The 11262-nt window shown below is 64.1% G+C and carries 11 protein-coding genes; 9 read left to right on the forward strand and 2 right to left on the reverse strand.

Annotated features, from left to right (window positions below; translation table 11 throughout):
• Window positions 1–19: 19 nt before the first annotated feature.
• The 7 genes from MJ643_RS20595 (at window position 20) to MJ643_RS20625 (ending at window position 6248) form a co-directional block, all read left to right on the forward strand.
• Window positions 20–427 carry an acyl-CoA thioesterase gene (locus MJ643_RS20595; RefSeq protein ID WP_023660491.1) on the forward strand — a complete coding sequence of 136 codons (408 nt, stop codon included), beginning with the start codon at window positions 20–22 and terminating at the stop codon, window positions 425–427.
• A gap of 170 nt (window positions 428–597) precedes the next feature.
• A complete protein-coding gene (gene xerD / locus MJ643_RS20600; RefSeq protein ID WP_013971192.1) occupies window positions 598–1494 on the forward strand; it encodes a site-specific tyrosine recombinase XerD in 897 nt (298 codons plus the stop codon).
• A gap of 153 nt (window positions 1495–1647) precedes the next feature.
• Window positions 1648–2391, forward strand: a complete 744-nt coding sequence (locus MJ643_RS20605; RefSeq protein WP_003259432.1) for a DsbC family protein — start codon at window positions 1648–1650, stop codon at window positions 2389–2391.
• An 83-nt stretch (window positions 2392–2474) separates the two neighbouring features.
• On the forward strand, window positions 2475–3779 hold the full coding sequence (locus MJ643_RS20610; protein WP_003259434.1) for a homoserine dehydrogenase: 1305 nt from the start codon (window positions 2475–2477) through the stop codon (window positions 3777–3779).
• Between the two features lie 58 nt (window positions 3780–3837).
• On the forward strand, window positions 3838–5247 hold the full coding sequence (gene thrC / locus MJ643_RS20615) for a threonine synthase (RefSeq protein ID WP_010952565.1): 1410 nt from the start codon (window positions 3838–3840) through the stop codon (window positions 5245–5247).
• A 220-nt stretch (window positions 5248–5467) separates the two neighbouring features.
• Complete coding sequence (locus MJ643_RS20620; RefSeq protein ID WP_013971194.1) at window positions 5468–5887, forward strand: response regulator; 420 nt, start codon at window positions 5468–5470, stop codon at window positions 5885–5887.
• Between the two features lie 79 nt (window positions 5888–5966).
• Window positions 5967–6248, forward strand: coding sequence for a DUF3509 domain-containing protein (locus MJ643_RS20625; RefSeq protein ID WP_013971195.1), 282 nt, complete (start codon window positions 5967–5969; stop codon window positions 6246–6248).
• 250 nt (window positions 6249–6498) lie between these two features.
• On the opposite strand, the gene MJ643_RS20630 is transcribed toward MJ643_RS20625, so the two are convergent.
• Both MJ643_RS20630 and MJ643_RS20635 read right to left on the reverse strand, forming a co-directional pair.
• Window positions 6499–7374 carry a TIGR02285 family protein gene (locus MJ643_RS20630; RefSeq protein WP_247726998.1) on the reverse strand — a complete coding sequence of 292 codons (876 nt, stop codon included), beginning with the start codon at window positions 7372–7374 and terminating at the stop codon, window positions 6499–6501.
• A 20-nt stretch (window positions 7375–7394) separates the two neighbouring features.
• On the reverse strand, window positions 7395–8594 hold the full coding sequence (locus tag MJ643_RS20635; RefSeq protein WP_013971197.1) for a CaiB/BaiF CoA-transferase family protein: 1200 nt from the start codon (window positions 8592–8594) through the stop codon (window positions 7395–7397).
• Window positions 8595–8727: 133 nt separating this feature from the next.
• Between MJ643_RS20635 and MJ643_RS20640 the strand changes: the two genes are divergently transcribed.
• Both MJ643_RS20640 and recJ read left to right on the forward strand, forming a co-directional pair.
• The gene (locus MJ643_RS20640; RefSeq protein WP_013971198.1) at window positions 8728–9270 is read left to right on the forward strand and encodes a YaeQ family protein; all 543 of its coding nucleotides are present in this window, start codon (window positions 8728–8730) and stop codon (window positions 9268–9270) included.
• Window positions 9271–9278: 8 nt separating this feature from the next.
• Window positions 9279–10988 (forward strand): single-stranded-DNA-specific exonuclease RecJ, encoded by a 1710-nt coding sequence (gene recJ / locus MJ643_RS20645; RefSeq protein WP_013971199.1) that lies wholly within the window; start codon window positions 9279–9281, stop codon window positions 10986–10988.
• The last annotated feature ends 274 nt before the right edge of the window (window positions 10989–11262 follow it).

Raw genomic sequence — 11262 nt, forward strand, 5'->3', positions numbered from 1 at the left:
CCCCGAAGATGTGATTGCCATGACTACCCGAGACCAGGAAATCCTGCGCCGCACCGAGCTGTCGGTGACCCGCGTGACCAAGGCGGTGTTCCCCAACACCACCAACCACCACAACACCCTGTTCGGCGGCACCGCCCTGGCCTGGATGGACGAAGTGTCGTTCATTGCTGCCACGCGCTTCTGCCGCCTGCCACTGGTGACCGTGTCCACTGACCGCATCGACTTCAAGCACCCGATACCGGCGGGCTCGATCGTCGAGTTGGTGGGGACGGTCATCAAGGTGGGTAATACCAGTTTGCAGGTGCAGGTGGATGTGTTCGTCGAGAACATGTACCTGGATGGGCGCGAGCGAGCGATTCACGGGGTGTTCAGCTTCGTCGCCATCGACGAGGACAAGCGGCCGGTGCCGGTTTTGCCCCAGGCCTGAGTTCTCCTGCACTGGCCCTTTCGCGGCTAAAGCCGCTCCCACAGGGATCGCACATACCTCAAGGGCGGTGATATCTCTGTGGGAGCGGCTTTAGCCGCGAAGAGGCCAGTACAGACAACAATTATGCTGCTGTGAAACACTAAGCCACCTCCAACACCCAGCAGCCCCGAATGCCCGCCCTAGACCACCCCCTGATCGACCAGTTCCTCGACGCCCTGTGGCTTGAAAAGGGCCTGTCCGACAACACCCGCATGTCCTACCGCAGCGACCTGGCCCTGTTCAACGGTTGGCTGCAGGAACACGGCGTCAGCTTGCCCGACGCCGGCCGCGACCTGATTATCGACCACCTGGCCTGGCGCCTCGACCAAGGCTACAAGCCGCGCTCCACGGCACGCTTCCTGTCCGGCCTGCGCGGTTTTTTCCGCTACCTGCTGCGGGAAAAGCTGGTGGCCATCGACCCGACCCTGCAAGTCGACATGCCGCAACTGGGCAAGCCGCTGCCCAAGTCGTTGTCCGAAGCCGACGTCGAAGCCTTGCTGCAGGCCCCGGACCTGGGCGAAGCCATTGGCCAGCGTGACCGCGCCATGCTCGAAGTGCTTTACGCCTGCGGCCTGCGGGTCACCGAACTGGTCAGCCTGGCCCTCGACCAGGTCAACCTGCGCCAAGGCGTGCTGCGGGTGATGGGCAAGGGCAGCAAGGAGCGCCTGGTGCCCATGGGCGAAGAGGCGGTGCTTTGGTTGCAGCGCTACCTGCGCGATGGCCGCGCCGAACTGCTCAATGGCCGCCCCAGCGATGTCTTGTTCCCCAGCCAGCGTGGCGAGCAGATGACCCGCCAGACCTTCTGGCATCGCATCAAGCACCATGCCCGGGTCGCCGGTATCGACAAACCGCTGTCGCCGCATACCCTGCGCCATGCCTTCGCTACTCATCTGCTCAACCATGGTGCCGACCTGCGCGTGGTGCAGATGCTGCTGGGCCACAGTGACCTTTCGACCACGCAGATCTACACCCATGTCGCCAAGGCCCGCCTGCAGCAATTGCATGCCCAGCACCACCCGCGTGGATGAATGTTTTTCATGTTCCGCCGACCGGTCCTTGCAAGGCCCTTCACCGGCGGTGTGATGTGGTAGGCTTGAGCGGTTTGCACCAAGGGCCGCACGGTCACCGCGTATTTTCCGCAGGTGGCGCCCTCCGGCCCCTGTCCGCCTTCAGGAGTTCCCATGCGCGTGACCCAGTTTTTCGCCGCCGCCGCGTTGGCGCTGGCCAGTACCTTTGCCGCTGCCGCGGCAACCGATAGCAATGCTGCTGCCGAGCAGGCCATCCGTAAGTCATTGCAGAACCTTGAGCTGGAAGTGCCCGTCGAAAGCGTGGCCAGCAGCCCGGTCAGCGGCCTCTATGAAGTCAAGCTGCAGGGCGGCCGCGTGCTGTATGCCAGCGGCGACGGCCAGTTCGTGATGCAGGGCTACCTGTTCCAGATCCAGGACGGCAAGCCGGTCAACCTCACCGAGAAGACCGAGCGCCTGGGCATTGCCAAGCTCATCAACGGCATTCCAGCCGCCGAGATGGTGGTTTATCCTGCCAAAGGCGAGACCAAGTCGCACATCACCGTGTTCACCGACACCACCTGCCCGTACTGCCACAAGCTGCACGCCGAGGTGCCCGAGCTCAACCGCCGCGGTATCGAAGTGCGCTATGTCGCCTTCCCGCGCCAGGGCCTCGGTTCGTCGGGTGACCAGCAGTTGCAGGCTGTCTGGTGTTCCAGCGACCGCCGTGCGGCGATGGACAAGATGGTCGAGGGTGAGGAAATCAAGGCCGCCAAGTGCGCCAACCCGGTCAGCAAGCAGTTCCAGCTGGGCCAGTCGATCGGCGTCAATGGCACGCCGGCGATTGTCCTTGAAAGCGGCCAGGTCATTCCGGGCTACCAGCCGGCACCGCAGGTCGCCAAGCTGGCACTGGCCAAGTAATCCAATTCAGTACGCCGTCGTCATGGGGTGACGGCATGTTTCACGGTCGGCATAGGTGCCGGCCGTTCAATGGGGAGTTCACAGTGAAACCGGTCAAAGTAGGCATCTGTGGGTTGGGGACCGTCGGTGGCGGAACCTTCAATGTACTTCAGCGCAACGCCGAGGAGATCGCCCGCCGTGCCGGGCGCGGTATTGAAGTGGCACAGATTGCCATGCGCTCGCAGAACCCGAACTGCCAGATTACCGGTACCCCCATTACCGCTGATGTGTTCGAAGTTGCGAGCAACCCGGAGATCGACATTGTCATCGAGCTGATCGGTGGCTACACCGTGGCCCGCGAACTGGTGCTCAAGGCCATCGAAAACGGCAAGCACGTGGTCACCGCCAACAAGGCGCTGATTGCCGTGCACGGCAACGAAATCTTCGCCAAGGCCCGCGAGAAGGGCGTGATCGTCGCCTTCGAAGCGGCCGTGGCCGGTGGCATCCCGGTGATCAAGGCCATCCGCGAAGGCCTGTCGGCCAACCACATCAACTGGCTGGCCGGCATCATCAACGGCACCGGCAACTTCATCCTCACCGAAATGCGTGAGAAGGGCCGCGCCTTCCCGGACGTGCTGGCCGAAGCCCAGGCGCTGGGTTACGCCGAAGCCGACCCGACCTTCGACGTTGAAGGCATCGATGCCGCGCACAAGTTGACCATCCTGGCCTCGATCGCTTTCGGCATCCCGCTGCAATTCGACAAGGCCTACACCGAAGGCATCACCCAGCTGACCACTGCTGACGTGAACTATGCCGAGGCCCTGGGCTACCGCATCAAGCACCTGGGTGTGGCCCGCCGCACTGCCGAAGGTATCGAGCTTCGCGTACACCCGACGCTGATCCCGGCCGACCGCCTGATCGCCAACGTCAACGGCGTGATGAACGCCGTCATGGTCAACGGCGACGCCGCTGGCTCCACCCTGTACTACGGCGCCGGTGCCGGCATGGAGCCTACCGCTTCGTCGGTGGTCGGTGATCTGGTGGATGTGGTCCGTGCCATGACCTCCGACCCGGAAAACCGCGTGCCGCACCTGGCCTTCCAGCCGGATTCGCTGTCGGCCCACCCGATCCTGCCGATCGAAGCCTGCGAAAGTGCCTACTACCTGCGCATCCAGGCCAAGGATCACCCTGGCGTACTGGCCCAGGTGGCCAGCATCCTCTCGGAGCGTGGCATCAACATCGAGTCGATCATGCAGAAGGAAGCCGAGGAACAGGACGGCCTGGTGCCGATGATCCTGCTGACCCATCGCGTGGTCGAGCAGCGCATCAACGACGCCATCGTCGCCCTGGAAGCCCTGCAGGACGTCATCGGCAAGGTCGTGCGCATTCGCGTCGAGCAGCTCAACTAACAATAGTGCCGTGGGGCCGCCAGCGCGGCCCCGGCCCCAGTATCGAAGGTTTGCACCCATGCGCTATATCAGTACCCGCGGCCAGGCTCCGGCCCTCAATTTCGAAGACGTCCTGCTGGCTGGCCTGGCCAGCGACGGCGGCCTGTACGTCCCGGAAAACCTGCCACGCTTCACCCAGGAAGAAATCGCCTCGTGGGCTGGCCTGCCGTACCACGAACTTGCTTTCCGGGTGATGCGCCCGTTCGTCGAAGGTAGCATCGCCGACGCCGACTTCAAGAAGATCCTCGAGGAAACCTACGGCGAGTTCGCCCACGCCGCGGTTGCCCCGCTGCGTCAATTGAACAGCAACGAGTGGGTGCTGGAGCTGTTCCACGGCCCGACCCTGGCGTTCAAGGACTTCGCCCTGCAACTGCTCGGCCGCCTGCTGGACCACGTGCTGGCCAAGCGCAACGAGCGCGTGGTGATCATCGGCGCCACCAGCGGTGACACCGGTTCCGCCGCCATCGAAGGTTGCCGCCGTTGCGACAACGTCGACATCTTCATCCTGCACCCGCACCAGCGCGTGTCGGAAGTGCAGCGCCGGCAGATGACCACCATCTTCGGCGACAACATCCACAACATCGCCATCGAAGGCAACTTCGACGACTGCCAGGAAATGGTCAAGGCCAGCTTCGCCGACCAGTCGTTCCTCAAGGGCACCCGCCTGGTTGCGGTCAACTCGATCAACTGGGCGCGGATCATGGCCCAGATCGTCTACTACTTCCACGCTGCCCTGCAGCTGGGTGGCCCGGCGCGTTCCGTGGCGTTCTCGGTGCCGACCGGCAACTTCGGCGACATCTTCGCCGGTTACCTGGCACGTAACATGGGGCTGCCGGTCAGCCAGCTGATCGTCGCCACCAACCGCAACGACATCCTGCACCGCTTCATGAGCGGCAACCAGTATGTCAAGGAAACCCTGCACGCGACCCTGTCGCCGTCGATGGACATCATGGTCTCGTCCAACTTCGAGCGCCTGCTGTTCGACCTGCACGGCCGCAACGGCGGCGCCATTGCCGAGCTGATGGCCAACTTCAAGCAAGGTGGCGGTTTCAGCGTCGAGCAAGACCGCTGGACCGAAGCGCGCAAGCTGTTCGACTCGCTGGCAGTGAGCGACGAGCAGACCTGCGAAACCATCGCCGAAGTGTTCGCCGCTACCGGCGAAGTGCTCGACCCGCACACCGCTATCGGCGTCAAGGCCGCCCGCGAGTGCCGCCGCAGCCTGGACACGCCGATGGTGGTGCTGGGTACCGCGCACCCGGTCAAGTTCCCGGAAGCGGTGGAGAAGGCCGGTGTTGGCAAGGCGCTGGAGCTGCCAGCGCACCTCAGCGACCTGTTCAGCCGTGAAGAGCGTTGCACGGTGCTGGCCAATGACCTGAAGGCCGTGCAGGGCTTTGTCAGCCAGCATGGTAACCGCGGCAAGCCTTTGTAAGCATCGGGGCCGCACTGCGGCCCATCGCCGGAAAGCCAGCTCCCACCCCGACCACATAGACCCAAGGTCATGTGCAATCTCTGTGGGAGCTGGCTTGCCGGCGATGGGCTGCGGAGCAGGTCTAATTATCCGAATCTTCCCACTGCTCCATCAGAAACATCCTATTCAGGTCGCCCAGCGCAACGCCTAAATTAGCCGGTCCTCCCATCAGGAGCGGCTCATGCACCAGCCCTACGTGTTGATCCACCAGGCTCGCCCATCCCATCAGATCCTCCTGCACCAGGCCCTCAACGCTCAGGGCATGTTCCATGTGCGCATCAGCGAAACCAGTGCAGACCTCGACGCCTGCCTGAACGCCGATCACCGCCCCGATCTGCTGATCCTTGACCACGCCATGCCAACCCGGGCCGGCCTTGCCTTGCTCGAACAGCAGCACCGAACTCGTGCTTTGCTGTTCGTCGGCCAGGCTACCCCCGAGCGCCGCAACCTTGCCCAAGAGGCCAGAAACCGGGGCCTGTGGGTGCTCGCCGAACTGCCCTGGCCGCTGTCGATGCCAAGCCTGCAGCGCGCTCTGCAGGCACTGCAGGTGCGCCCGTGGCGGCGTATTCAAACTGTCACGTCCGCCCCGCATGCTCACTGAAGCAGCCGCGGTGTAACGAACTTTCCGCTGCGTCTGTTGGTCAGTTCCTCTATATCCCACCACGCAGCGAGTGATCCGGATGGAAAGAATCTGCAGACTGCTCAACGAAGCCCTGACCCCTTATCAGACCCACCTCGGCATAGCCGATGCCCAGGGTAATCGCCAACTGACCGTTCATGACCGCCTCGCCGGCATTACCTTGCGACGCACGGTGAGCGAACGCCAGTTGCAGGAACAACGCCTGTTGGTCGACCTGGTGGATGGCCTTCACCGTGACCTGCAGATCGCCGAAGGGCGTTTGCAGCCCTGTGTGATCGCGGCATTGCAGCAGCGCCAGCAACCCCATGGAACCTTTGCCTGAGTGGTTTATCAGACACTGTAGGGGCAGCCGGGCCAGTGCTTTGCTCCGGCGCTGGCAAGGCTGCACGGGAAGCCCCCAAGGGCTTTCGCTTGGCCCCGGGCGTGTTTCCCCAGCGTCCGGGGTTTCTTTTTGAGTTGCCTGCACCGGCCCTATCGCCTGCAATCCATCTCCCACAGTTACTGCACATGGCTTGAGGTTGATGCGGTCGAGGTGGGAGCTGGCTTGCCGGCGATAGGGCCGGTGCAGGCAATCAGCGGTCTTCGAAGAAGCGCTTGCTCTCTTCCAGATAGTCTTCCTGCAACGCCGGGTCCAGCCAGCGTGCATACAACTCCGGCAACACATCCCGACGCAGGGCAGGCAGCAGCTGGTCGATGTGCGCAATGGCTTCATGCCCCAGCTCGCTGTTTGAACAGCCCATATGCAGAAACTGGTAGCGGTTTACCCCTTTCACAGGGTGAAACTGGTAGTCAGCCAGTGCCCCGCCTTGCAGGTCGACCAGGTAGCGCACCTCGGGCCAGTAGCCGAGCACCATGCGCAGGCGCCCGAGCTGTTGCATCTGCAGCAGGTTGGCGGTGGCGTCGTTGCCGTAGTGGCGGCTGAACGCGGTGTCGGGCAACTGGCGCAGGATGGCGTCGATCTGTGTGCCATAGCTGCGCTCGGCGACAACACCCAGCTTCAGTGGGGTCTTGCTCAGCAGGTTGAGCAGGTCTACCTCCTGGCCGTCGAGGTAAGGCGCCACCAGCGCCTCGCTTTCCTTGCGCAGCACCAGGCCGCCACTGAGCACGCCCAGGGAAGGCACGGAAAACCTCACATATTCGGCGCGTTCCGGCGTCCACAGCAGGGTCGGGTCGCAGGTGAAACTTTTCGGGTCCTGCAGCATCTGGATGCCGCGGGCGCGGTTGACCCGCAGGATGCTGTGGTCGTACTCGGGCATCTGCCTGATCAGCAGGGGCAGCAACTGGTCGATCACCCCTTGGCCTTTTTCCGGCCCTTCCAGAATGGTGAACGGCGGCAGGTCGCGCACCAGCCAGAAGAGGCGCTCCTTGGCGCTGGCAGGCTGCAACAGCAATGCGGGCAGCAGCCCGCACAGCAGGGCCAGGTGGCGTAGGCAACGGGCAGCGCGCATGGACCAGGGCCGCGCCAGGGTCAGACCGTGCCTGCTTCGCGCAGGCTGGCGATGGCCGCCGCGTCGTAGCCCAGGTTGCCGAGCAGTGCCTCGGTGTGTTCGCCCAGCGCCGGGCCTACCCACTCGGTGGAGCCGGGGGTGTCCGACAGCTTGGGCACGATGCCCGGCATGCGGAATGGCTTGCCGTCCGGCAGCTTGGCCTGCAGGAACATTTCGCGTGCCAGGTACTGCGGGTCGTTGAACATGTCCTCGGCCGAATAGATGCGGCTGGCCGGCACTTCGGCGGTGTTCAGCACCTGTATCAGTTGCTCCAGCGGCAGGCTGTTGGCCCAGCGGTCGATTACCCCGTACAGCTCGTCACGGCGCAGGTCCCGGCCATCGTTGGTGGCCAAGGTCGGGTCGTCGGCCAGGTCGGTGCGGCCAATGGCTTGCATGAAGCGCTTGAAGATCGCATCGCCGTTGGCGCCGATCTGCACATGCTTGCCGTCGGCGCTGGTGTGAATGGAGGAGGGCGTGATGCCTGGCATGATGTTGCCGGTACGTTCGCGGATAAAGCCGAACACATCGAACTCCGGGACCATGCTTTCCATCATGGCGAATATCGCTTCGTACAGGGCCACGTCCACCACCTGGCCCTGGCCGCCGTTGACTTCCCGGTGTCGCAGCGCCATCAGTGCACCGATCACACCCCACAGGGCAGCAATCGAGTCACCGATGGAAATGCCCGTGCGCACCGGTGGGCGGTCGTCGAAGCCGGTGATGTAGCGCAGGCCGCCCATCGACTCGCCCACGGCGCCGAAGCCCGGCTGGTCCTTCATCGGCCCGGTCTGGCCGAAGCCCGACAGGCGCACCATTACCAGGCGCGGGTTGAGCGCGTGCAGCACGTCCCAGCCCAGGCCGAGTTTTTCCAGCACGCCTGGGCGGAAGTTCTCGATCAGGATGTCGGCGTCGGCCAGCAGGCGTTTTAGAATCTCGCGCCCCTCTGGGTGCTTGAGGTTGAGGGTGAGCGACTGCTTGTTGCGGGCCTGCACGAACCACCACAGCGAGGTGCCCTCGTACAGCTTGCGCCATTTGCGCAACGGGTCGCCGCCATCGGGCGATTCGACCTTGATCACCTCGGCGCCGAATTCGGCACAGATACGCGAGGCGAACGGGCCAGCGATGAGGGTGCCGAGTTCGACAACCTTGAGACCGGCGAGGGGTTTGCTGGGCGTAGTCATGGGGCATCCGTGGCAGCTGGGCAGATGCGTGGTTTTATCATAGGTCCGAAGCGGCAGATACTGCTGCGGGGCAACGAAGGGCAGTATCGGTTAGACTGTGTCACTTTTTCTCTGCGCAAGAAGCCCGTCGACCATGGCCCAGCCGTCCACCACCTACAAATTCGAACTGAACCTGACCGACCTCGACCGCGGCGTGTACGAAAACGTCCGTCAGACCATTGCCCGCCACCCTTCGGAAACCGAAGAGCGCATGGCCGTACGCTTGCTGGCCTACGCCCTCTGGTACAACGAAAACCTGTCGTTCGGCCGTGGCCTGTCCGACGTGGACGAGGCGGCGCTGTGGGAAAAGAGCCTGGACGATCGCATCCTGCACTGGATCGAGGTAGGCCAGCCGGACGCCGACCGACTGACCTGGTGCTCGCGCCGCACCGAGCGTACCAGCCTGCTGGCCTACGGCAGCCTGCGCGTATGGCAGAACAAGGTGGTAGACGCGGTCAAGGGGCTGAAGAACCTGAGCATCGCCGCCGTGCCGCAGGAGGTGCTGGAAACCCTCGCCACCGACATGCCCCGCACCATCAAGTGGGACGTGATGATCAGTGAAGGCACGTTGTTCGTCACCGACGACCGTGGCCAGCACGAAGTGCAGCTGGAGTGGCTGCTTGGTGAGCGTGGCTGAAGCCCCTCATGCGTATCGAACCTCGCCCGCTGCCGCCCACCCTGCCATTCCTGGGTAACCTGCCACCCTTGCTGACCCGCCTGTACGCCGCGCGCGGCGTGCAGAGCGAGGCCGAGCTGGACAAAAGCCTCGCGCGCCTGCTGCCGTACCAGCAGCTCAAGGGCATCGAGGCCGGCGTGGATCTGCTGGTCGAGGCTATCGACCAGCGCCAGCGCATCCTCATCGTCGGCGACTTCGATGCCGACGGCGCCACTGCCAGTACTGTCGGCGTGCTGGGCCTGCGCCTGCTGGGCGCGGCCCACGTCGACTACCTTGTGCCCAACCGCTTCGAGTACGGCTACGGCCTGACCCCGGAGATCGTCGAGGTGGCGCTGCAACGCCAGCCGCAGCTGCTGATCACCGTGGACAATGGGATTTCCAGCGTCGACGGTGTGGCAGCCGCCAAAGCCGCCGGGCTCAAGGTGCTGGTCACCGACCACCACCTGCCGGGCGCGGAGTTGCCCGACGCCGACGCCATCATCAACCCCAACCAGCCGGGCTGTAGTTTCCCGAGCAAGGCGCTGGCTGGGGTAGGGGTGATCTTCTACGTGCTGATGGCCCTGCGTGCGCGTCTGCGCAGCCTGGGCCGCTATGAAACGCAGCCGCAGCCGAACATCGGCGAATTGCTCGACCTGGTGGCCCTGGGCAGCGTCGCGGACGTGGTGCCATTGGATGCCAACAACCGCATCCTGGTGCACCAGGGCCTCGAACGCATTCGTGCCGGCCGCGCCCGACCGGGGCTGAAGGCCATTCTTGAAGTGGCCCGTCGCGATCATCGGCGCATCACCTCGACTGACCTCGGCTTCATCCTTGGCCCGCGGCTGAATGCTGCCGGGCGCCTGGACGACATGAGCCTGGGCATCGAATGCCTGCTGTGTGAAGACGCGGCCCTGGCCCAGGACATGGCCCAGCAGCTGGACGACCTGAACCAGGACCGCAAGTCCATCGAACAGGGCATGCAGCGCGAGGCCCTGGCCCAGCTCAAGGACCTGCCTGTCGAGTCGATGCCATATGGCCTGTGCCTGTTCGATGCCGACTGGCACCAGGGGGTAATCGGTATTCTGGCTTCGCGCCTGAAGGAGCGTTACCACCGGCCGACCATCGCTTTTGCCGACGCTGGCGAGGGCATGCTCAAAGGGTCGGCGCGTTCGGTGCCGGGGTTCCATATTCGCGATGCGCTGGATGCGGTGGCGGCGCGCCACCCGCACCTGATCAGCAAATTCGGCGGCCACGCGATGGCGGCGGGGTTGTCGTTGCCCGAGGCCAATTTCCCGGCATTTGCCGAGGCGTTCGATGAAGAAGTACGACGCCAGCTGCGCGAAGAGGACCTGACCGGTCGGCTGTTGTCCGACGGCAGCCTGGCGGTGGAGGAGTTCCACCTCGACCTGGCCAAGGCCCTGCGCCATGCCGGGCCCTGGGGGCAGCACTTCCCCGAGCCGCTGTTCCATGGCGTGTTCCAGCTGGTGGAGCAACGCGTGGTGGGCGAGCGGCACCTGAAGGTGGTGCTCAAGAGCGAGTGCGGCTCGGTGCGGTTGGACGGCATTGCCTTTGGCATTGACCGCGAAGTGTGGCCGAACCCGACGGTGCGTTGGGTCGAGCTGGCGTACAAGCTGGATGTGAACGAGTTTCGTGGTAATGAAAGTGTGCAGTTGATGATTGCCCACATGGAGCCCCGTTGAGGGTAGATACCGCCGCTGCTGACGGCCTGGCGCTGGCCCGTTGTGGGAGCGGGTTCACCCGCGAACACCGGCGAACCCGGTGCCATCCACTGCGTCGCCTGCTTCGCGGGTAAACCCGCTCCCACAGGGCCTGCGGCGGGCTTGAAACTTGCGCTGTACCTGAGGGAGCTGGCTTGCCGGCGATCACCGGCGAAGACGGTGCCATCCACCGCGTCGCTGCTTCGCGGGCATGCCCGCTTGTATGGTTAGACTTGAAGGGGTGGTGGGACTAAAT

It is taken from the genome of Pseudomonas sp. PNPG3 (assembly GCF_023093815.1).
GTDB lineage: Bacteria > Pseudomonadota > Gammaproteobacteria > Pseudomonadales > Pseudomonadaceae > Aquipseudomonas > Aquipseudomonas asiatica.

Excerpts from the sequence above, each read along its gene's own strand:
- MJ643_RS20595 (WP_023660491.1), top strand. The coding sequence starts at position 20 with ATGACTACCCGAGACCAGGAAATCCTGCGCCGCACCGAGCTGTCGGTG.
- xerD (WP_013971192.1), top strand. The coding sequence starts at position 598 with ATGCCCGCCCTAGACCACCCCCTGATCGACCAGTTCCTCGACGCCCTG.
- MJ643_RS20605 (WP_003259432.1), top strand. The coding sequence starts at position 1,648 with ATGCGCGTGACCCAGTTTTTCGCCGCCGCCGCGTTGGCGCTGGCCAGT.
- thrC (WP_010952565.1), top strand. The coding sequence starts at position 3,838 with ATGCGCTATATCAGTACCCGCGGCCAGGCTCCGGCCCTCAATTTCGAA.
- MJ643_RS20620 (WP_013971194.1), top strand. The coding sequence starts at position 5,468 with ATGCACCAGCCCTACGTGTTGATCCACCAGGCTCGCCCATCCCATCAG.
- MJ643_RS20625 (WP_013971195.1), top strand. The coding sequence starts at position 5,967 with ATGGAAAGAATCTGCAGACTGCTCAACGAAGCCCTGACCCCTTATCAG.
- MJ643_RS20630 (WP_247726998.1), bottom strand. The coding sequence starts at position 7,374 with ATGCGCGCTGCCCGTTGCCTACGCCACCTGGCCCTGCTGTGCGGGCTG.
- MJ643_RS20635 (WP_013971197.1), bottom strand. The coding sequence starts at position 8,594 with ATGACTACGCCCAGCAAACCCCTCGCCGGTCTCAAGGTTGTCGAACTC.
- MJ643_RS20640 (WP_013971198.1), top strand. The coding sequence starts at position 8,728 with ATGGCCCAGCCGTCCACCACCTACAAATTCGAACTGAACCTGACCGAC.
- recJ (WP_013971199.1), top strand. The coding sequence starts at position 9,279 with ATGCGTATCGAACCTCGCCCGCTGCCGCCCACCCTGCCATTCCTGGGT.